Consider the following 22343-nt stretch of genomic DNA (forward strand, 5'->3'; position numbering starts at 1 on the left):
ATGATGAGCTACAAAAAAATATTGTTACGACTACTACTTCCTGCTATTTGTTGTTGGTGTACAACTGCTGCAACTGCACAGCAAAGCACAGTAGATTCTATAAACAGGATACTGCAAACCATTACCATTTCAAAGGGAATTGATACAGCCTCCTTTGAAAACTTAATGACACAGATTGAAAAAACCAATTTAAATGAAGCCAATATTTCTTTGTTAGAAAAAACAGCCAATAATTTAATTTATAAAAATGATCCTTATTGGATGTACCGGCTAAAGTTCAGCATTATGAACAGTTTAACTGCAACAGATAAACCAAGGGCTATCGCTTACGGCAAGTATTATTATGAACTGCTAAAGAAAAGTACCATACCTCATGCTTCATCAATAAGCAACACTTTTTTAAAGCAATTAAGGTTACCCTATCGTAATTCCACCCTGCTTGGCGAAGGCTTTACGTATTTCAACGAAAAATTAAAGGAATATAAACTCACCAGCGATTCTGCCGGCCTGGCCAGTTGCTACTATGTATTGGGAGGATTTTACAGAACCACGGGCCTGATGGACCTTGCCATTTATAATATGAAGAAGGCAGTAAGCTATATGGACAGCACAGGAGAAAACGATAATTCTATTTACCCTTTTGGAAACCCGGTTGGGAGAAATTTAATGTTCAATAATATCGGTGTGATAGGCGTATATTATTTTCAGAAAGGTGATTACGAAGAGTCATTAAAATATCAACGGCTTGCTTTAATTGAATTGATAAGAAACAAAAGCCAGATGGCAACTTTAGCAAATACCCCTCTTTATATAGCACATGCCAAAATATTATTGGGCCAACCAGACAGTGTTGAATATTTTATAAACCTCGGGCTAAATTATGGAATAAATAAGTACGACTTTATTGCTTATGGGCTCCAGATAAAGGCATTTTATAAAATGCACACCGATTCTTTGCAAGAAGCAGAAACATTACTCAATGAGTCCTGGCGGATGATTAACGAATACAAAGTGCCTGTAAATGCAAGAGCCGGTACTGTAGCGCCTAATTACTACATGGCGCTGTTGAGAATTAAACAAAACAGGATCGCAGATGCCATTGAATTATTGCAGCAAGATATGGAAAGGGTTCATACCTTACGGTTAGACGCACTTAGAGATTATAAATTGCTGGCAACACTATACGAACAATCGGGCAATTATGAAAAAGCTTCGCAAACCTATAAGTCTTATGTAGGCTTGCAGGATAGTTTGCAGGCAGATCAAAGTAAATACCGTTCCTTAAGTTTTGAAACCGAACAGCAAATGAATGAGAAAGAAATTTCCATTACAAAACTGCAGAGCGAAAATAAAATCTCCTCCCTCACCAGGAATTTTTCTTTTGGCATAGTGGCGCTGGTGTTGCTTTTAGCTGGCGTTATCTATTATCGTTTTAAATCCAAACAAAAAGCCAATAAAGTATTAGAAAAAACACTGGACGATTTAAAGTCCACCCAATCACAATTGATTCAATCAGAAAAAATGGCTTCGCTGGGCGAATTGACCGCCGGCATTGCACATGAAATTCAAAACCCATTAAACTTTGTAAATAATTTTAGTGAAGTAAATACAGAGCTCATTGATGAATTGACAGAAGAAGCTGACAAAGGAAATTTAGATGAAGTAAAAGTAATTGCAAAAGACATCAGGGATAACGAACAAAAAATAAACCATCATGGCAAGCGTGCCGATGCTATTGTAAAAGGCATGCTGCAACATAGCCGCAGCAGCAGCGGGCAAAAAGAACCGGTTAACATTAATGCTTTGGCCGACGAATATTTACGTTTAGCCTACCACGGTATCCGTGCAAAAGATAATTCTTTTAATGCCACATTAAAAACTGATTTTGATGCAAGCATTGGCAACATCAATATCATTCCGCAGGATATGGGAAGAGTTATTCTCAATTTAATCACCAATGCATTTTATGTGGTGGATGAAAAAAAGAAGGCTTCGGCAGAGAAGTCAGGTTTTGAAAACCTGACTTCTCCGTATGAACCAACTGTTTCAGTAAGCACAAAAAAAGTTGGCGATAAAGTATTGATAAGTGTTGCTGATAACGGCAACGGTATTCCACCAAAAGTTTTAGATAAAATATTTCAGCCTTTCTTTACCACCAAACCCACCGGCCAGGGAACAGGATTGGGCTTAAGTTTAAGTTATGATATTGTAAAAGCACATGGCGGAGAATTGAAAGTGGAGACAAAAGAAGGCGAAGGCTCAACATTTACTATACAGTTATTTTTAAATCAGCAATAATGAAATCATTTATAAAAATAGCCTGGCTTTTATTGTTACCTGCGTTTGCTAAAGCACAATCAAATCAAACCAAATTGGATAGCCTGCATCATGCATTGCTGCATGCAGCCAACGACACTATCCGGATGGATGTTTGTGCAAATATTTCCGATTTCTATAGTGAAAGTAATCGTGACAGTTCAATTTTTTATATGGATCAAAGTTTGGCAATTGCCAAAAAATTGAAACTGAAATTAAATGAAGCCATTTACTTAGATGGTAATGCTTATGAACTAATGCATTTAGGCAATTATTCCAAATCACTCCAGGCATCTTTGCAGGCCATAAAAATTGCAGGCGATCCGGAAAATGAAAAGTATATATGGCATCAGACGTTTGGTAACACGCCGCAAATTGCCCGCCTGGATATATTAGCCAACATTTATCATGATCTTGGTCATCTGTATGGCGCAACAGGAAATATTGACCGGCAAATTATAAGTTACCTTAAGGCAGACAGCATAGCCGCAGCAGTTAAGGATACTGTTCTTCAGGCATTGGCAAATATGAATTTGGGGAGTGTTTATTTAAAAAATAACAAATTAGATTCAGGACTGGCATTTGAGCAAAAATCACTTGCCCTTTATGCAACGCTGCCATCCAATACCAGGAGATACGAAGGCTGGGCATTAAATAATCTTGCTGTAATTCAATTAAAAAAAGGAAACCTTGAATTATCACGAAATACATTCGAAAAAGCAATAGCTGTAAATATCAAACAGAATAATCTTGCTGCATTAGGTATATCCTATTCACTTTTAAGCAATTTATTCAAAACATCCAACAGGCTCGACTCAGGAATTTTGTACGCTAAAAAAGCCCGGGATATTTTAAAAGGACTGAATAATTTATCCGGATTGGCCGATGTGTATAGTATGCTGTCATCTTTATTTGAAGAAAAAGATAATAAAGACAGCGCCTTACATTATTTAAACCTTGCAGGCACATTAAAAGACAGCCTGAATTACGAAGACAAAAAAAATCTCCAGGCCTATCAAACCGTGGGATTTGATGAACAGTTGCGGCTTGAAGAATTAGAAAAGGAGAAAATTGAAACACAAACAAAGATCAGGACCTATGTATTGCTTGCCGGTATTGGTGTATTTATGCTGATAGCTTTGTTATTTTACCGAAACAACAGGAGCAGGAAAAGATCAAACACTATTTTGCAAAATCAGAAAGAAGAGTTGCAAGCTGCACTATCAGAATTAAAATCCACCCAGTCGCAGTTGATACAGTCCGAAAAAATGGCTTCTCTTGGAGAGCTTACCGCTGGCATTGCCCATGAAATTCAAAACCCGTTGAACTTTGTGAATAATTTTTCAGAAATAAATAAAGAGTTGCTGGCAGAAATGAACGCAGAAATTGAGAAAGGAAATTATAACGAAGTGAAAGAGATCGCAAAAGATGTTACAGACAATGAAGAAAAAATAAATCATCATGGCAAACGGGCCGATGCTATAGTAAAAGGCATGTTGCAACATAGCCGTAGCAGCAGTGGTGTAAAAGAACCTACTGATATTAATGCTTTGGCAGATGAATATTTACGCCTGGCTTATCATGGCCTGCGTGCCAAAGACAAATCTTTTAACGCCACATTAAAAACCGATTTTGATGCCAGCATTGGCAACATCAATATCATTCCGCAGGATATCGGAAGAGTGATATTGAATTTAATCACCAATGCATTTTATGTGGTTGATGAAAAAAAGAAGGCTTCGGTAGAGAAGCCAGGTTCTGAAAACCTGACTTCTCTGTATGAACCAACTGTTTCAGTGAGCACAAAAAAAGTTGGCGATAAAGTATTGATAAGTGTTGCTGACAACGGCAACGGTATTCCACCAAAAGTTTTAGATAAAATATTTCAACCCTTTTTTACTACCAAACCCACCGGGCAAGGCACTGGCCTGGGATTGAGTTTGAGTTATGATATTGTGAAAGCACATGGCGGAGAGTTGAAAGTGGAAACGAAAGAAGATGTGGGGTCAGCATTTATAATTAACCTATACGTTTGAATTTGATATGAAAAAATTATTATTGATACCGCTGTTCATTGTATTCCAATCCGCTGCGTTTGCACAAAGCAAAATGGCTGAACAGGCTGGTATGCGGTGCGACTCCATAATCAACCTGTTGGTTAAAGAAAAGGATGCCAACAAAAAGGCCGACCTTCTTTTATCTTTCTATGGCACTACCATTGATGGGTTTCCTTTGCAACTGTTAACACTTAGTAAGAAACTGTTTGATATAGCAAAACAAAACAATGATATCTATATTGAATCGGCTGCCTTAAGTGCCGCAGGCCAGGGGTACCGGCTTACCGGCGGCTATGTTAAGGCGCTCGAGTTTCACCGGAAAGCTGTGGGACTGGCAGAACGATCAGGCAATAAGATAATGATAGGTTTTGCACTTAATCAAATGGCGCATATTTACAAAGACAGGCTGGAAAACGAGAAAGCATTAACCCTTTACAGAGAAGCGTTCCGGAATTTTGAAACAACCGGCCGGAATGACATCTGGTATGCCTGTATGAATATGGCAACGGTATATTATAACATGAGCAATTACGACTCATCTTTATATTATTCAAAAGAAGCAATGAAAAGAGTTGCTAATGCGAATACACCGGGAGTTGGTAACATGAGTGTTATTTATGCAACCATTGCAGGGGTGTACGACCAAAAAAACAGGCCTGATAGTGTAAAAAAATATTTTGCAATGGCATTGAATTTAGCAAACAGCACACAATCCTCACGCTATTTAAATGCCACTTATGTTGCTATTGCAGAACATTTTAATCGCATACAGCAATACGATTCATCGGCATACTATTTTAAAAAAGCAGTGAACATTGTAGGAGGGACAGAGATGAATAATTTAGTGCTGAAGCCTGCAAAAAAACTGACGGAGTACTATCAAAACGTCAATGCCGACAGCACTGTGAAATACTGGAAAGTATATTCTGCTGCCAACGACAGTGTTAACAGCCTACGCACCAACCAGCAAATTCAAATGCTGACTTTTGAAGAAGATCAACGCAAAAGAGATATCGAAGCAGCCGAGGTTGCCTATCAAAATAAAATTCGCACTGGCTTGCTGTTAGGTGGCCTTACAGTGTTTTCATTAGTAGCCATCATTCTGTACCGCAACAACCGGCAAAAGCAAAAAGCTAATCGTACGCTGGAAAAAACATTAACTGATCTAAAGTCCACACAAACACAATTGATACAGTCAGAAAAAATGGCATCACTTGGCGAACTCACTGCAGGTATTGCGCATGAAATTCAAAACCCTTTAAACTTCGTCAATAATTTTTCAGAAGTAAATAAGGAATTACTGGTTGAGTTAAAAGATGAAATTAAAAAAGGAAACTTAGATGAAGTAACTGCTATAGCAGATGATTTGATTAGCAACGAAGAAAAAATTAATCATCATGGCAAACGTGCTGATGCTATTGTAAAAGGCATGTTGCAACACAGCCGTAGCAGCAGCGGTGTAAAAGAACCTACCGATATTAATGCTTTGGCAGATGAATATTTACGCCTGGCTTATCATGGCCTGCGGGCTAAAGACAAATCCTTTAATGCTACATTAAAAACAAATTTTGATGAAACGATTGGCAACATCAATATTATTCCGCAGGATATGGGAAGGGTGATTTTAAATTTAATCACCAATGCATTTTATGCGGTGCAAGAGAAGTCAAGTCTTAAAGACTTGACTTCTCTATACGAGCCTGCTGTTTCTGTAAATACCAAAAAAGAAGGCAACAAAGTTTTGATCAGTGTAAGTGATAACGGCAATGGCATCCCCTCAAAAGTTTTAGATAAAATTTTTCAACCCTTCTTTACTACCAAACCAACAGGGCAGGGAACCGGATTGGGTTTATCATTAAGTTATGATATTGTAAAGGCGCATGGCGGAGAGCTGAAGGTGGAAACGAAAGCAGGTGAAGGCTCAACATTTATTATACAATTACCAGTTAAAGAAAATTGAGTATGCAAAAAAAATTATTGCTCCTATTAATTGTGGCCGGCATTAGTAAATATGCATTTCCACAACAACCTCAATTCAATTTGCAGATCAGTGAAAAAATACAACACTTTGGCCCCGGTTATGGATTTACACAGGATCAGCAGGGTTATATCTGGTTTAGCAGTTTTACAAAAGGATTAATAAAATACGATGGTAAAACATTTAAAACGTTCAGGCATGAACCGGAAAATCCTAATTCTCCCTCCAGCAATCTGATCATTTCAATGGCGGTAGATCAATCAGGTAAGATCTGGATTGCAAACTATGGCAGTGGCCTGGACAGGTTTGACCCCGTTACCAATAGCTTTACACATTTCAGGAATAATAAAGCAGATAATAACAGCCTTATTTCCGATACAGTTTTTTCTGTTATGATCGACCATACCGGAAAACTCTGGATAGGCACAATTAAAGGATTGGAAAACTTCGATTTCAAAACCAATAAATTCACCCATATCCCCAAAAAAATAAATGATAAACCCACTGATGTCAGTCCCGCTGTTTTTGAATTGTACGAAGACAAAAAAGGAATTATCTGGTTTTCTACCAATGATCCTATAACAGGAACCAGTGATTCCGGCGGACTCTTACAGCTTGATCCTTCTACCGGCAAACAAATATTTTATAAAGCAGATCCGTTAAACCCGGAGAGCCTGATGAACCCTGGCGTTACTGCAATTTTTGAAGACAAGCGGGGCAATTTATGGGTAGGAACTAAAGGGAATGGATTACATACACTCGACAGAAAAACCGGGAAATTTACCAGGTATCTCTATGATCCTTCTCAACCGGGCAAACTTGGCCGGCCACCTATCGGTAAAAATGACACTACAGATATTATCAGTTTTATCAGAGAAGACCATGCCGGGAAGTTATGGATAGGATCGTTGGAAAACGGCCTTAACTGGTATGACCCTAAAACACAACAGTTGTACCACTTCGGCTTAGTGAAAGGCAATAAAAACAATCCTGCATTTGCAAAAGATACGCTTACAGGTTTTAAAGACGAAGGTGCTATACGTTTCATGATTGCAGCAGATAGTTCAACATGGATCACCACCCAGTCTGGCAATATTTATACGGTGTCGTACGGCAGAAAAACAATCCCCTATTTTACAAACAAAAATGCTGTCAACTCATTTTATCTTGAGCCTGATGGTAATACACTCTGGTTTGGCACCGACTCGGGCCTTGTGCGTAAAGACCTTGCTGCAAATTCATTTAAAATATGGGTACATGATCCGAAGAACCCCGGCAGCCTGAACAATAATAATGTAGTAGCCATCAAGGCTGATGAAAAGGGCAAGCTATACATCGGTGCCCATACCGGCGGACTTGATCTGTTTGACCCACTAACGGGAACGTTTACACATATTAAACCAGCAAATGCAACTCCCGGTAAAATCATGGATTCATTACATTCCATTTTTATTGAAAACGACCGCTACTTATGGCTGGGTGGAGAAAATGGTTTGGCAAGGGTTGATCGTACCACCAATAATTTTGATGTGTGGCGTTTTAATAAGGAAGATGACAAAGGTATCAGCGGCACTACAGTATATAGTATAGCCAAAGATAAAAAGAACAATAACTGGTTTGCCAATGTTGGCGGACTGGATAAGTTTATCAGCGACAGTAATTCTTTCAGGCACTATTTAAAAGGCTATAGTGTAAGAGCGGTATTGGTTGATGCAAAAGGTACCCTATGGGCAGGTACTGATGTTGGATTGTATCAATACGATGAAACCAAAGACTTGTTTGTTCAATTTAATTCCCCTGTTTTTTCCATGGGGATAGAAACCATATTAAATATCCTGGAAGACGATCAGCATACCCTTTGGGTAACTACTGCTAATGGCATTTTAAAGATAAGTGCCAACCGGGAACGCATTCAGATGTTTAATGCCGACTATGGTATCTTATCTTCCAACTGGAACTGGCTGAATAATTACAAGGCCAATGATGGCCGTTTGTTTATCGGTGGAGGGAGTGGCTACTATATGTTTAAACCAGAAGAAATTAATGTAAGCAACCCTGCGCCATTGTTGAATTTTTCGCAACTTATTATAGGAAGTAAGGAAATATTTCCCGGCGATGATGGAATTCTTTCTGCCCCTATCTGGAATACAGAAAAAATAAATCTTTCCTATAACCAAAATTCATTTTCGTTAGATTTTGTTGCCGTTAATTACAATTCTTCCGAAGCCATCAAATACCTTTATCAGCTTGAAAACTTTGGCAATGCCTGGAATAATTTAGGCACCGATCACAAAGCATCTTTTTTCAATGTTCCCCCGGGGCACTACAAGTTACGGGTAAGAGCAATGAACAGCGAAGGAACGATAACTGAAAAAACGTTATCGATCATTATATCTCCGCCATGGTGGAAAACCTGGTGGGCTTACAGCGTTTATGCATTACTGATCATTATTGCCGGCTGGCAGGTATACCTGTATCAAAAAAGGCATATTGTTTCCAAAGAACGGGAACGCAACAGGGAAAAAGAACTGGAGCATGCAAAAGAAATTGAGAAAGCGTATAAAACCCTTCAGGCCACCCAGGCTCAATTGGTACAATCAGAAAAAATGGCCAGCCTTGGTGAACTTACTGCAGGTATTGCCCACGAAATTCAAAACCCGTTAAACTTCGTCAATAATTTTAGTGAGGTAAATACTGAACTGATTGATGAATTAACCGAAGAAGCAAACAAAGGAAATTTAGATGAAGTAAAAGCAATTGCAAAAGATATCAGGGAAAACGAACAAAAAATAAATCACCATGGCAAACGAGCCGATGCTATTGTAAAAGGTATGTTGCAACACAGCCGCAGCAGCAGCGGACAAAAAGAGCCTGTTAACATTAATGCATTGGCAGATGAATATTTAAGATTGGCTTATCATGGATTACGGGCAAAAGACAAATCTTTTAATGCTACATTAAAAACAGATTTTGACGAAACGATTGGCAACATAAATATTATTCCGCAGGATATCGGCAGAGTAATTTTAAATTTAATCACTAATGCATTCTATGTGGTGGATGAAAAGAAAAAACAACAGTCCGCCGGTGGCGGATACGAACCAACCGTTTCTGTCAGCACAAAAAAAGAAGGCAACAAAGTTTTAATAAGCGTAAAAGATAACGGCAATGGTATTCCACCAAAAGTTTTAGATAAAATCTTTCAACCCTTTTTTACTACCAAACCAACAGGGCAGGGAACAGGATTAGGTTTATCTTTAAGCTATGATATTATTAAAGCACATGGCGGTGAATTAAAAGCTCAAACTAAAGAAGGTGAATTTGCAGAGTTTGTTATTACTTTGCCGGTGTGATGTTAATCTTTTAAGATAGTTATGATTTTACAACCTATACTCGCCATTATTATTTTAAGTAACCTTCGTAAGTCTTTAAAGGCCGAGGGTATACTATCAAAATGGTACACGATAGTCATAGGAGGCACAGCCATTTTTATTGCATTACTGGTGCTTCACACCACAATAAAAAGCAGCAGGCCGGTAATAGACTGGGTGGCACATGCACTTACCGGAGGATTATTGTATCTTATTTTTACGCAAAAAGATTTTCGCTCTGCAAAAGGAGTAGCCTATGCTTTTGTGCCGCTCTTAATAATTAATTTAATTGAAGATATTGTTAAACTGATCGATCCTGTTTTTTACAAACACTGGGAAAATTATTTTGAAACAGGTGCATTTTTTGCCTTTGTATGGATGGTTGCTATGGTAATTGTTACCAACCGGCAAAAGAAAGCGTTGGAAAAAGAAAAACAGAAAGCAGCCGAAAAAGAAAAAGAATACCGCATTACTGAAACTTTAAAAGCATCGCTGGAGATACAGGTAAAAGAACGAACGGCAGAATTAACACAACAAAAAGAAGAATTGCAGCAAACTGTCAATGAATTAAAAGCCACCCAATCGCAATTGGTACAATCCGAAAAAATGGCCAGCCTGGGTGAGCTTACTGCAGGCATTGCACATGAAATACAAAACCCTTTAAATTTTGTCAATAATTTTTCTGAAGTAAATGCAGAATTAATTGCCGAGATGAAGGAAGCTATCAGCAAGGGAGATTTTGAAGAAGTAAAAGCATTGGCTAATGATATTGCAGATAACGAACAAAAGATAAATCACCATGGCAAACGTGCCGATGCTATTGTAAAAGGCATGCTGCAACACAGCCGCAGCAGCAGCGGCGTAAAAGAACCTACAGACATCAATGCCCTGGCAGATGAGTATTTGCGCCTGGCTTACCATGGCCTGCGTGCAAAAGACAAATCTTTTAATGCTACCATGAAAACTGATTTTGATGAAAGCATTGGCAACATCAATGTAATTCCGCAGGATATGGGCAGGGTGATATTGAATTTAATCACCAATGCTTTTTATGCGGTTACTGAAAAGAAAAAAGAATCAACTTCCACAGAGAAGTCAGGTTTGGTAAACCTGACTTCTCTTTACGAACCCACTGTTTCGGTAAGTACCAAAAAGATCAACAATAAAGTGGAGATAAAAGTGAGTGATAACGGCAACGGCATTCCGCAAAAAGTTTTAGACAAAATCTTTCAACCTTTCTTTACCACCAAACCTACCGGGCAGGGAACAGGGTTAGGTTTAAGCATGAGTTACGATATTGTTACCAAGGGCCATGGCGGAGAATTAAAAGTAACAACAAAAGATGGGCAGGGTGCAGAATTTATTATTATCTTACCAGTATAAACCTTAAACTAAGCAAATGAAAATTTTAGTGGTTGATGATGAAACTGATGTTCAGGTATTATTTGAACAACGCTTTCGCAAAGAGATCAGGAGCGGCGAAATGAATTTTGTATTCGCCTTTTCTGGCGAAGAAGCCCTCACCTATCTTAATAAACATGAGCATGAAGCAGTACTGATACTATCTGATATCAATATGCCCGGGATGAGTGGTTTAGAACTGCTGAGCCATATTAAACAAAAATACCACAAGCCACCACCGGTAGTAATGATGATTACTGCTTACGGTGATGCAGAAAATTATAATACTGCCAAAGAACTGGGTGCCGATGATTTTTTAACCAAGCCCGTTGATTTTACTGTTTTAAAAGAAAAACTTAAACCAATCAGCTAATGGCAAAAATTTTAGTGGCCGATGATGAGGCAGATTTAGAGATGCTCATCAAACAGAAATTCCGCCAGAAGATAAGAGAACAGCAATACGAATTTATTTTTGCCATCAATGGCAATGATGCACTGGAAAAAATTCAGCAGCATCCTGATATTGATATTGTATTAAGTGATATCAATATGCCCGAAATGGATGGCCTTACCTTACTGAGCCGATTAGCCGAAAGTAATCCGCTGATAAAATCTGTTATTGTTTCTGCTTACGGGGATATGGAAAATATCCGCACCGCTATGAACCGTGGGGCTTTCGACTTTATCACCAAGCCCATTAATTTTGAAGACCTGTCGCTTACAATGGAAAAAACCATCCTTCATGTAGCACAGATAAGGGAAACCTTAAAAGCCATCAAGGAAAATAATATCCTTAAAATGTATGTGGATGAAACGGTACTGAATTTTATGGGTGGCCGTGAGTTTGAGTCTTCTTTAATGGCTAATGAAACGGTGGAAGCTTCTGTAGTGTTTATAGATATCTGCAGTTTTACTTCTATCAGCGAAAAAGAAACCCCGGATACTGTAGTAAAATTATTGAACAGTTATTTTGATGTGATGGTAAAAGAGATCATTGCACAAGGCGGCTACATTGATAAATTTATCGGCGACGCTATCATGGCTGTATTCCGTGGCGAATATCATTTAGACAGGGCTATTGATGCCTGCCTTGCAGTACGCAACCAGATTGAAAAACTACCGGCCTTATCCAATGCCGTTTCTTTTTCACCCAAAGTTTCTATTGGTGTAAACAGTGGCGAAATGATATCGGGTAATATTGGTTCTGCCAATTTAAAAAGATTGGATTATACGGTTATTGGCGATACCGTAAACATTGCACAACGCTTACAGGCTGCTGCAAAAGAAAGCCAGATCATCATCAACGAAACGGCTTATCAAAAAGTAAAAGAATCTTTCAATTGCCGTAAAGTGGGCGAAGTGAATTTGAAAAACAAATCACAACCGATGAATGTGTATGAGGTGATGGACTAACTCGTCTCCGGCGAGGATGCGCTGGTTATAAGTCTACGGCTTCTAACTCATGTTTACACTGTCTCTAAAATACCAATTCCATCATGCCGCAATTTTTAAAAAATCTCTATGTACAGGTATTAATTGCCATTGCTGTTGGCGTGGCCATTGGCCATTTCTATCCCGATCTTGCGGTACAACTAAAACCATTAGGTGATGCTTTCATCAAATTGATAAAGATGATGATTGCCCCGGTGATCTTCTGCACCATTGTAACCGGCATTGCCAATATGCAGGATACCAAAAAGGTAGGCCGTGTGGGATTAAAGGCGCTATTATATTTTGAAGTAGTAACAACATTAGCACTTATCATCGGTTTGGTGGTCATCAATATTCTAAAACCTGGTGTGGGCATGCACATCAATGCGGCAACGCTGGATGTTAAACAGGTGGAAGGGTATATCACACAAAGTAAAAGCCAGTCGGTAACCGAATTCCTGTTAAACATCATTCCCGAAAATATTGTGAATGCATTATCCAACGGTAATTTATTACAGGTACTTTTCTTTGCAATTTTATTGGGATTGGCTTTATCAAAAATTAAAGAAAAAGCCACACCACTTTTAAAAGTGATACAATCTTTTGAAGATGGTTTATTCACCATTATCAAAATAATTATGAAAGTGGCTCCATTAGGGGCCTTAGGTGCAATGGCATTTACAGTAGGTAAATATGGTTTAGGTTCATTAAGCTCATTAGGGCAACTGATGGGTTCGTTTTATATCACCTGCATTATATTTATTGTGGTAGTGCTGGGCGGCATATTAAAACTTACCGGTTTTAATATTTTTCGTTTATTACTATTTATTAAAGAAGAATTACTTATCGTACTCGGCACCTCTTCTTCCGAACCGGCATTACCCAGTCTTATCAGCAAACTTAAAAAAGCCGGTTGTTCCGAACCGGTAGTTGGCCTTGTAGTGCCAACCGGTTATTCATTTAATTTAGATGGCACTTCCATTTATCTTACTATGGCTGCTGTATTTTTAGCACAGGCAACAGATACCCCGCTTGATATTACACACCAGGTTTCTTTACTCCTTATTTTATTACTCACCTCCAAAGGTGCCGCAGGTGTTACCGGCAGTGGCTTTATTACACTGGCTGCAACATTGCCCGCAGTAGGGCATATTCCTGTTGCGGCTATTGCACTCATCTTAGGCATCGATCGTTTTATGAGCGAAGGCAGGGCACTCACCAATATTATTGGCAATGCAGTAGCCACTTTTGTAGTAGCCAAATGGGAAAAAGAAATTGATATGGATGTGGCGAAGAAAGCGATCGGGTAATAATTTACACATCACTTGTTTCCAATATTTAAACAGTGCTTTGCTAGCTGGGTAATCACCAAATTCTATTGTATCTTTATAGTATGCCTGAAAAGATAAAACCAATATTTAATAAACGTATTTTTTGGGATGTGGTATTTGAAAACATCGACTATGATGCTAAAGCTAATTTTGTAATTGAAAGAGTTTTTGAGCGTGGCGATGTAGAAGATATTAGAAATTGCCGCCGGTATTACGGCGATGAAAAAGTAACAGAAGCTTTATTAAATGCAAAATTTTTACCCGAGTACACTATGTATTTAGCAAGTGCGGTAATTAACAGGCCATTAAAAGATTTCAGATGCTACACATTAAGACAGTTGAACCCCACACTTTTTCCATATTAGAGGAGATAATGAAAATGCCCGAATTGCAGAACTTTTCATTGGTTGGTGGTACGGCTTTATCCCTTTTATATGGTCACCGAATATCAGTTGACCTGGATTTGTTTTCCAATAAATCATTTGAAAATGATGATATCATCAAAGCTCTGGAAAAAAAATTTCAGTCATCTTTTGTTAATAGGTCAACCAATCCTCGTTTTGGTATTTTTGGTTTTATAGACGATGTAAAAATTGATATTATCCGGCATCCGCACCCTTTAATAAGGCCCGAACAAAATATAGAGGGTATAAGAATGTTTTCAACAGAAGATATTATTGCAATGAAAGTACAAGCCATATTAGGTAGGGGAAAAAAGAAAGATTTTTGGGATATAGCAGAATTGTTACAACATTTTTCAATGTCTGATTTTATTCAGTTTCATAAAGAAAAATACCTGACTCAAAATTTACTAATCACAGTACCGCAGGCTATCACTTATTTTTTAGATGCCGAAGAAAGCGAAGATCCCATAAGTTTAAAAAAACAAACCTGGGAAAGTGTACAGCAATTTATCCAGGAAAAAGTGCGTGCCCATTTGGAATAGGTAACATATTCAGTTACTAAATTCCTGCACCACCATCAACCCTTTTAACCCGCCATCTAAAATAGAAATACCTATTTTTCCAAATTGCTTATTTAAAATATTATCCCGGTGGCCCTGGGAATTCATCAGCCCGGTATGTGCAGCTTCAAGGCCATTGGAATGCGCCAGGTTTTCTCCTGCGGCATTATATTTAATGGCTATTTTTTTCATTCTTTCAAAAGGGTTAATACCATCGGGTGTAATATGAGAAAAATAACCCCTGGTAAACATATCAGCTGCATGGCTGTGTGCTGCTAATTGCAGTTTACCATCTGCCGCCAGAATTTTTAAGCCCCTTGTTTTTCTTTCGGCATTTACCATGTGCAGCATTTGTTCTTCCAGGTCGGGCCGGGCATTAAAGTTGGCACATTTAAATTCTTCCGATTCGCTGTATAATGTTTCAGAAGCCGCAGCTATAGTGGGTGCCGGCGGTGCATTAAAAATAGTATCCATTCTGTCATCCAGCCAGCCGGTAGAATTAGCCAAAGAAGAAACCAGTAAATTACTATTGTCTTTACCCGGCGTTGCAAACCAAACAGAAGCGGTGAATATTTTTGCCAGCAAAACAGACACTACCACACCGGTTAAAAAACCAGGTATCAGACCGGTTATCTTATTGGCAAAAGATTGTTGTGCAGAAGGTGTAACAATTTTTTTTACAAAAATAAAAATGAGGGTAAGAAAAAATAAACTCACAATAAACAACACCACAAAAGAAATGGGCTTCTCCCATTCTTGCTGCATTGAAAAATTTTGTTCTAAAAGATCAGCAGCACCGGCATAAAATAATGCAGCAATAGTTAATGCCCCCGTCCATTTTACCAGGTCGAAAAAACTATTGATAAACCCACGCCGGTAACCAAGCCAGGTAAAGAGGATAACCACTACGATCAGTATAATATCTGCAATAGTCAAAGGAGTTATTTTATAAGAGATATGGAATAAAAAAGGCGGAACCTTTCCAACACACTGAAAGAAGGTTCCGCCATCTATTATAAGCCATCTTTTTTAGTTACGACCATCTTTTTTATCCTTTGCCCTTCCAACACCATAACCTACACCTGCACCGGCGGCACCGCCAATAACAGCACCGACTGCCCTGTTTCTCTTATTGATGATGGCACCAGCTGCGGCACCAGCCACACCGCCAATAACGGCACCTTTTGCTGCTTTACTCCAGCCCTTTTTCTTAGGTGCTGCAGCAGGCGCAGCTGCTGCTGTATTATTTACTGTTGCAGTAGTAGCCTTATTAGCAGCTGCTGCTTCATTTCTTGCTTTTGTTTCTTTGAACTTTGCAAATTCAATAGAATCTCTTACTTCAGATGCAGACAATACTTTTGTTTCATCTTTTGCTTTTCCTTTACAGGCTACCATTGTAGTAGCTACTGCCAAAATCATTAATACTTGTTTCATACTGTTAGTTTTATTCAATTAGTGAAATAAAATTTATTGTTCTTTACCCCTATTGAGAATACCGTGCCAAACTCGGTAAAAATTGTTAAAGAAATGTTGAGGGCGGTTTTATCAACATCAAAAACCATTTATTTTTAAATAAATATTCAGGAGGATGTGGAAAAATACCCAGCCAAAAGCAAGGTGAAATAAGGTAAGATAAAAAGTATTTTTAATAACTCCTTCCCTGCTTCATCATCCATCATCCTGTAAAAATCTTTGTAAAGGTAGCAGGATGATAAACCGTAATTGTTACACAATTATGGAATAGAATTGTACAATTCACATATCAGCTAAATAATGTGTAAGCTTATAGATTAACCACCTTCTCCTGATGGTGCAGCAACGTCTTTATTTTCGTCTTTATCCTTTTTAAATTCCAGGCGGCCAAACTTCCAGGTAAAATTGAGGCCTATTGAACGATAGGGAACACTACGTGTACTCCTTGTGGTAAAGTTGGGACCAAACAACTGTGTAGTTTGCTTTACATATTGGGCAAATGGATTGGTAGCACTTAATGCAAGGCTGCCTTTTTTATTCCAGAATTGTTTGCGTATGGCCATACTGTAAGAAGTGAAGGATGGATATTTTCCCTGCGCCTCATTCCTGGGCGAATTAAAGTTGCCGAAAAATTCTCCTGCCAGCGTTTTACTAAACTGGTAACTGGCATTCATATTGATCCTGTAATTAAAACTGTTGGAATTGTAGCCTGCATCCAATGCATTAATAGTATGCCTGTAAAAAAATGCCAGGTTGCTCCTGATGCTCAGCTTTTCATCGATATGCAGATCAACATAAGCATTCATACCCATATTATTTTCGGTGCCAATATTCTGCCGCATACTTACTGCTACATTAGTATACACAGAATCTCCTACTTTAAGTGATGGATAAAAAACAATAAAGGGTTGAATATCGTGGTTGTTATTTCTGTAAAAAGCACTTACTACAAATGAACCGGCTTTTTCAAAGTTCTTATTAAAGCTCAACTCCACCCGTTGGCCAATCTCGGGCAACAGGTAAGGGTTACCCGCCGAAATATTTTTGGGATCTGTAGTATTAATGTACGGATTCAGATCAAAATAATCCGGCCTTTCAATACGTTTGGAATAACTGAGTTTTATCGTTTTTGTATCGCCGATTTTTTTAGAAAAGAAAATAGAAGGTACAAAAGTATTATAACCATGCTGCCCCGCCTGCTGTTGTGCATTACTGTAAAAAGAATTGATCTCGGTACGTTCATAGCGGCCACCCAATTTAGTATCAAATAGTTTACCTACAGGGAAACTTATTTCTCCATACAAGGCATATACATCTTGTTTATAATCAAGATTATTAGACAATGCTGTATCATACAAATAATTTTTAACCGAAGGCTTATAGCCAAATACTGTAGCATCACTATTAATATCGCTATGGCTTATCTTGCCGCCCACACCAACTACCATATCTTTTTTAAGTGGTTGCGTATAATCTAATTGTAATTGTTTTTCTTTTTGTTTGCCAGGGTTGCTGCTATAGGTGCCAAAATATAATGAATCTGAAGGTTGCAGCAATTGATAATTAGCTGATGTACCATCATTTTTTTCTGTACTGGAGTTAAGTGATAATTCCAGTTCCTGGTCTTCCTTATTAAATGTTCTTTTATAATTCAGGCTTATATCGGTACTGTTAAAATCAGCTGTATAATTGTTGTGGTTAACAGATGCAATGTTAGAAAGTACCGAGCCATTATTCTGATCGGTTACCAGCTGCGATTGATTGGTTACGCCATAGCCATTGTAACCAAACTTTCCATACCGGAAAGAACCGGTAAAATTATTTTTCTTCTTGTAAGTATAATCAAACCCAACACCCGATTCGGCACCATGCCTTTTAAAACGGCTGTTGGCATCCTGTTGCAGGTTGATATTTCTTTTACCTGCTGTATCCTCCGATAAGCGTTGTGAGGTAACCGGAACCGTAGTCATGATTCTGGTATTTCCACTCACAAATGCATTGATACCAAAGTCGCCTTTTCGGGCATTAAAATTTAAAGAACCGTTTTCGTTAAGCGTACCTGCGGTTAAGGAGATATTGCCATTAATGCCTTTTACCCTGCTGCTTTTTAAAATAATATTGATAATGCCGCCTAAACCCTGTGCATCATATTTGGCACCGGGGTTGGTAATTACTTCTATACTTTTTATCTGGCTGGCGGGAATTGATTGCAATACATCTGCAATGCTGCTGCCAAACGCAGTGGAAGGTTTTCCATTGATCAAAAACCGGATACTGCTGCTGCCCGCCAGCTGCACATTACCATCAACATCTACCGAAACCTGCGGTACTTTTTTAAGAATATCGGTAGCCACGCCACTTTGCGAAGTGAGATCCTTTTCTGCATTAAAAACCAGTTTATCAATTTTGTTCTCTATCAGTCCGGCAGAAGAAGACACTGTAACACCCTGCAACAACACCGTTTTTTTAGAAAGTATAATAGCAGGAATATTGGTTATGCCATTCTTCTTCACCACCTGGATATTATTGATAGTGTAAGGTTGATAACCCAGGCACTCCACCAGTATTTTATAAGTACCGGGTTCTACTTCTGTTAGTTTGTAACTGCCTTCAATATTGGTAACCGCACCATTCACCGGTTTTTTATTGCCTTCTGCAAATAAAGTAATGGTAGCGTATTCAATAGGTTTTGCAGATACCGAATCGGTGACCTTTCCGGTAATGCTGCCACCTGTATTTTTAGCAGCCGTTTCCTGGGCCTTGCCCGGCTTTATCAAAAACAATAATAAACCCAGCAGAATAATTTTTTGCATTGGTACATTTTAAAAGAAGGCAAAGCTAATTTTTAATTCTGGTGACAATCTGTATTTATTCAATGATTAACCATTGAGTTTTATAAGTGGTGTTTAAGGCTGATGAAATTATACTCAAACCTCACAAAACAATTCCGTAATTTGTTTGTCTTACTAAAAACATACAGTATGAACAGGAGAAACTTTATCCGGAACAGTTCCGTTGCCGGTTTATCAGTAACCGCATTATCATTTGCAGCCTGCAACACAGCTACCAAAGAAGATAAAAAGGAAAGCACTGCTGCAGGCGATACGGTTACCGACAGTTTTGTACTTAACGAAATCACCATTGATGCCTTACAACAAAAACTGAAAGCCGGTGAATATACATCCAGGGCTGTTACACAATTATACCTCGACCGCATCGGTAAGATAGACAAAGCCGGGCCTAAACTGAATGCTGTAATTGAATTAAATCCCGATGCTTTAGCTATTGCAGATGCCATGGATGCAGAAAGAAAAGCCGGTAAATTAAGAGGGCCACTGCATGGCATTCCCGTTTTAATAAAAGACAATATTGATACAGCAGATAAAATGCAAACCACTGCAGGTGCATTAGCGTTGGCAGGTAATATAGCCAAACAGGACGCCTTTATTGTAAAAAAACTACGTGAAGCCGGTGCAGTACTCTTAGGTAAAACCAACCTTAGTGAATGGGCCAACTTCCGGTCTGGCAGCAGCTGCTCGGGGTGGAGCAGCCGTGGCGGACAAACCAAAAGCCCTTACATACTCGATCATAATCCCTGCGGTTCCAGCTCAGGCTCGGGTGTGGCAGTAGCTGCTAATTTATGTGTGGTGGCCATTGGTACCGAAACCGATGGTTCTATTACCTGCCCTGCATCGGTAAGCGCACTGGTGGGTATTAAACCTACGGTGGGTTTACTCAGCCGCTCGGGCATTATACCTATATCTGCCACGCAGGATACGGCAGGCCCGCTGGCACGTACTGTAAAAGACGCCGCCATTTTATTAGGCGCTTTAACCGGCGTTGATGCCAATGATGCCATCACTGCCAACAGTAACGGCAAAGCACAAACGGATTATACCATTTTTTTAAAAACCGATGCTTTAAAAGGAAAACGCATCGGCATCGACCGTAAAAGAAAAAGTACCAATCAGAACCTGGAGCAATTACTGGATGATGCTATTGCAGTATTACAGCAGCAAGGTGCCACTGTTGTGGATATTGATTACGTGGCAAAGATCAATGCGCTGGGTAAATACGAAAAAGAAATTTTAGAAACCGAATTTAAAGACGGTGTAAATAAATACCTGGCCAATTGTACTATTACCATTAAAACAGTAGCTGATGTAATTGCTTTTAACAAAGCCAACGAAGAAAAAGCCATGCCTTATTTTAAGCAGGACCAGCTAGAAAGCTGCGATAAAAAAACCGGCCTACAAGCTAAAGCTTATACAGCAGCATTAACCCAGGGCCGTGATGCTGCCAGGAAAATTATTGATGATACTATTGCCACTAATAAGCTTGATGCTATTGCAGGAATTACCATGGGTCCCAGCTGCAGTATCGATATGCAATATGGCGACCGCTGGGGCGAAGATTTTTTAACCCAGCCTGCTGCCATGAGTGGCTATCCGCATATCAGTTTGCCTTGTGGCACCACACATGGTTTACCGGTAGGGTTTTCGTTTTTCGGCAGTGCCTATACCGAGCCGCAGCTGATTGCCATGGCGTATGCGTATGAGCAGGTGGCAAAGAAGAGAGTGGTGCCGGGTTTTGTAAAATCCTACCTGGATTGATATGAGATATTGGTTAGTTGAATTAATTTAAATATGTTAGCTTTGAAATACCTATTTAATGATTCACCCTGCCACTACCCATAGTATGAAAAGAATTTATCAATTACTGGTGCTGTTATGTGTTCTGCAAGCTTGCAAAAAAAATAATACCAGTGAGCAACCGGTGCCCGAAAAAATTAAGATACAGGTCATTTCAGGCAATAACCAATCGGATACAATCGGACATTTATTAAAAGACTCTCTGCTGATAAAAGTAACTATCGGAAGCCGTGCACTTGCAAGAACCCTGGTTAATTTTAATAAAGAAGATTGTCCTTCGGGCATATTGGCTACATACTTAACCGACAACAACGGCTTTATAAAATATCCCTGGCAACTAACAGGAAAAACCGGTGATCAACCAATAAAACTTACAGCTATCGACTCTTTAGGTTTACCCGCCGATTCTTTAATCGTTCATGCCGAAGGACGTTCTTTTTTAAATGCATGGCAACCCGTTTATTGTTTACCCCACGCCGGAGTTAACGATCTGTGTCAGGCAGGAAGCGGTCGTATGTTTCTTGGTTTATTATCATTTGACTATCCATATTATTCGGATGATAATGGAATAAACTGGCAACGGCTTACTTCTTTTCCTGTTTCAAATCTGGAGATCAGGCAAATGGTTGCCAATGGTAATGATGTGTACATTGCCACAAGGCATAATGGTGTTTATTATTCTTCAAATAATGGTGCAAGCTGGGAAAACAGGTCATCGGGAATAACTGATACAAGAGAATTATACAAACTGGGAATAACTAAAAGTGGCAAACTTTTTTTTAGTAATTTTTATAATCGTTTATACATGTCAGTTAATAAAGGCCTGGCATGGACCGAGCTTACAAGCACTGCTATCTTTAATGAGCACTTTGATAGTTTTTGCGAAACCTCCACCGGCGTTCTTTATATGACAAGTGCCGGCGAAGACCTGTTTAAATCCACCAATGGCGGAACTACCTGGACAGCAATACATCCCAATGTTTCTTACAGTGTACAGTCAATTTTTGTGGATGATAATGATGATCTGTATATTGGCGCTTACTGGAATAGTGCCGATATTTATAAATCCACCAATGGCGGCACCTCATGGACTTTAAAATACAGCTCGCCGCAGGTACCGGGAACGTATCTAGAGGTGAAGCCTTTTTATAAGGTAAACGGTAAATATTATTTTATGGTTGCCGGGTATGGTATAGTAACTACATCCGACTTTATTACTTACCGGCTTTTAACCAACAGGTATTCTTTCGAATACCTTATAGCCGCTAATAATGCCGTTTTGGTTCCCGGCAGTTTTGAAAATCTCTGGTATAATCAAAACCCGTAGTTGTTGGTTTTGCTTTCGTTTCCCGGGTCTGAGTATCTGCAA

15 protein-coding genes are annotated in these 22343 nt (G+C 39.0%); 12 read left to right on the plus strand and 3 right to left on the minus strand.

Annotation, left to right across the window (positions count from 1 at the left end):
- The 10 genes from ACQ334_RS11210 to ACQ334_RS11255 all read left to right on the plus strand — a co-directional run bounded on the left by ACQ334_RS11210 (window position 1) and on the right by ACQ334_RS11255 (window position 14831).
- Window positions 1-2298 (plus strand): ATP-binding protein, encoded by a 2298-nt coding sequence (locus tag ACQ334_RS11210; protein ID WP_430988300.1) that lies wholly within the window; start codon window positions 1-3, stop codon window positions 2296-2298.
- Window positions 2298-4352, plus strand: coding sequence for an ATP-binding protein (locus ACQ334_RS11215; RefSeq protein ID WP_430988301.1), 2055 nt, complete (start codon window positions 2298-2300; stop codon window positions 4350-4352). Before ACQ334_RS11210 ends, ACQ334_RS11215 begins: the two co-directional genes overlap by 1 nt.
- A gap of 7 nt (window positions 4353-4359) precedes the next feature.
- Window positions 4360-6333: an ATP-binding protein gene (locus ACQ334_RS11220; protein WP_430988302.1), complete on the plus strand. Its 1974-nt coding sequence runs from the start codon at window positions 4360-4362 to the stop codon at window positions 6331-6333.
- 2 nt (window positions 6334-6335) lie between these two features.
- Window positions 6336-9704 (plus strand): two-component regulator propeller domain-containing protein, encoded by a 3369-nt coding sequence (locus tag ACQ334_RS11225; RefSeq protein WP_430988303.1) that lies wholly within the window; start codon window positions 6336-6338, stop codon window positions 9702-9704.
- 21 nt (window positions 9705-9725) lie between these two features.
- The gene (locus ACQ334_RS11230; protein ID WP_430988304.1) at window positions 9726-11105 is read left to right on the plus strand and encodes a sensor histidine kinase; all 1380 of its coding nucleotides are present in this window, start codon (window positions 9726-9728) and stop codon (window positions 11103-11105) included.
- Window positions 11106-11121: 16 nt separating this feature from the next.
- Window positions 11122-11496 (plus strand): response regulator, encoded by a 375-nt coding sequence (locus ACQ334_RS11235; RefSeq protein ID WP_430988305.1) that lies wholly within the window; start codon window positions 11122-11124, stop codon window positions 11494-11496.
- Window positions 11496-12536 carry an adenylate/guanylate cyclase domain-containing protein gene (locus ACQ334_RS11240; protein WP_430988306.1) on the plus strand — a complete coding sequence of 347 codons (1041 nt, stop codon included), beginning with the start codon at window positions 11496-11498 and terminating at the stop codon, window positions 12534-12536. Before ACQ334_RS11235 ends, ACQ334_RS11240 begins: the two co-directional genes overlap by 1 nt.
- An 83-nt stretch (window positions 12537-12619) precedes the next feature.
- A complete protein-coding gene (locus ACQ334_RS11245) occupies window positions 12620-13864 on the plus strand; it encodes a dicarboxylate/amino acid:cation symporter (RefSeq protein WP_430988307.1) in 1245 nt (414 codons plus the stop codon).
- 83 nt (window positions 13865-13947) lie between these two features.
- Window positions 13948-14250, plus strand: coding sequence for a DUF6922 domain-containing protein (locus ACQ334_RS11250; RefSeq protein ID WP_430988308.1), 303 nt, complete (start codon window positions 13948-13950; stop codon window positions 14248-14250).
- Window positions 14205-14831 carry a nucleotidyl transferase AbiEii/AbiGii toxin family protein gene (locus ACQ334_RS11255; RefSeq protein ID WP_430988309.1) on the plus strand — a complete coding sequence of 209 codons (627 nt, stop codon included), beginning with the start codon at window positions 14205-14207 and terminating at the stop codon, window positions 14829-14831. Before ACQ334_RS11250 ends, ACQ334_RS11255 begins: the two co-directional genes overlap by 46 nt.
- Before the next feature lie 9 nt (window positions 14832-14840).
- Here ACQ334_RS11255 and ACQ334_RS11260 read toward each other — a convergent pair whose 3' ends face one another.
- The 3 genes from ACQ334_RS11260 to ACQ334_RS11270 all read right to left on the minus strand — a co-directional run bounded on the left by ACQ334_RS11260 (window position 14841) and on the right by ACQ334_RS11270 (window position 19135).
- Window positions 14841-15785, minus strand: coding sequence for a CvpA family protein (locus ACQ334_RS11260; RefSeq protein ID WP_430988310.1), 945 nt, complete (start codon window positions 15783-15785; stop codon window positions 14841-14843).
- A gap of 93 nt (window positions 15786-15878) precedes the next feature.
- Window positions 15879-16283 (minus strand): YMGG-like glycine zipper-containing protein, encoded by a 405-nt coding sequence (locus ACQ334_RS11265; RefSeq protein WP_430988311.1) that lies wholly within the window; start codon window positions 16281-16283, stop codon window positions 15879-15881.
- Between the two features lie 356 nt (window positions 16284-16639).
- Window positions 16640-19135: a TonB-dependent receptor domain-containing protein gene (locus ACQ334_RS11270; RefSeq protein ID WP_430988312.1), complete on the minus strand. Its 2496-nt coding sequence runs from the start codon at window positions 19133-19135 to the stop codon at window positions 16640-16642.
- A gap of 168 nt (window positions 19136-19303) precedes the next feature.
- On the opposite strand from ACQ334_RS11270, the gene ACQ334_RS11275 reads away from it, so the two are divergent.
- Together ACQ334_RS11275 and ACQ334_RS11280 are read left to right on the plus strand one after the other, a co-directional pair.
- Entirely contained in the window at window positions 19304-20935 is a 1632-nt protein-coding gene (locus ACQ334_RS11275; RefSeq protein WP_430988313.1) for an amidase, read from the plus strand.
- Window positions 20936-21020: 85 nt separating this feature from the next.
- Complete coding sequence (locus tag ACQ334_RS11280) at window positions 21021-22301, plus strand: WD40/YVTN/BNR-like repeat-containing protein (protein ID WP_430988314.1); 1281 nt, start codon at window positions 21021-21023, stop codon at window positions 22299-22301.
- Window positions 22302-22343: the final 42 nt, after the last annotated feature.

Source organism: Ferruginibacter sp. SUN106 (assembly GCF_050611765.1).
Taxonomy (GTDB): domain Bacteria; phylum Bacteroidota; class Bacteroidia; order Chitinophagales; family Chitinophagaceae; genus Ferruginibacter.

What these genes read in the sequence shown, in the direction of transcription:
- ACQ334_RS11210 (WP_430988300.1), top strand. Translation starts at nt 1, where the DNA reads ATGATGAGCTACAAAAAAATATTGTTACGACTACTACTTCCTGCTATT.
- ACQ334_RS11215 (WP_430988301.1), top strand. Translation starts at nt 2,298, where the DNA reads ATGAAATCATTTATAAAAATAGCCTGGCTTTTATTGTTACCTGCGTTT.
- ACQ334_RS11220 (WP_430988302.1), top strand. Translation starts at nt 4,360, where the DNA reads ATGAAAAAATTATTATTGATACCGCTGTTCATTGTATTCCAATCCGCT.
- ACQ334_RS11225 (WP_430988303.1), top strand. Translation starts at nt 6,336, where the DNA reads ATGCAAAAAAAATTATTGCTCCTATTAATTGTGGCCGGCATTAGTAAA.
- ACQ334_RS11230 (WP_430988304.1), top strand. Translation starts at nt 9,726, where the DNA reads ATGATTTTACAACCTATACTCGCCATTATTATTTTAAGTAACCTTCGT.
- ACQ334_RS11235 (WP_430988305.1), top strand. Translation starts at nt 11,122, where the DNA reads ATGAAAATTTTAGTGGTTGATGATGAAACTGATGTTCAGGTATTATTT.
- ACQ334_RS11240 (WP_430988306.1), top strand. Translation starts at nt 11,496, where the DNA reads ATGGCAAAAATTTTAGTGGCCGATGATGAGGCAGATTTAGAGATGCTC.
- ACQ334_RS11245 (WP_430988307.1), top strand. Translation starts at nt 12,620, where the DNA reads ATGCCGCAATTTTTAAAAAATCTCTATGTACAGGTATTAATTGCCATT.
- ACQ334_RS11250 (WP_430988308.1), top strand. Translation starts at nt 13,948, where the DNA reads ATGCCTGAAAAGATAAAACCAATATTTAATAAACGTATTTTTTGGGAT.
- ACQ334_RS11255 (WP_430988309.1), top strand. Translation starts at nt 14,205, where the DNA reads ATGCTACACATTAAGACAGTTGAACCCCACACTTTTTCCATATTAGAG.
- ACQ334_RS11265 (WP_430988311.1), bottom strand. Translation starts at nt 16,283, where the DNA reads ATGAAACAAGTATTAATGATTTTGGCAGTAGCTACTACAATGGTAGCC.
- ACQ334_RS11270 (WP_430988312.1), bottom strand. Translation starts at nt 19,135, where the DNA reads ATGCAAAAAATTATTCTGCTGGGTTTATTATTGTTTTTGATAAAGCCG.
- ACQ334_RS11275 (WP_430988313.1), top strand. Translation starts at nt 19,304, where the DNA reads ATGAACAGGAGAAACTTTATCCGGAACAGTTCCGTTGCCGGTTTATCA.
- ACQ334_RS11280 (WP_430988314.1), top strand. Translation starts at nt 21,021, where the DNA reads ATGAAAAGAATTTATCAATTACTGGTGCTGTTATGTGTTCTGCAAGCT.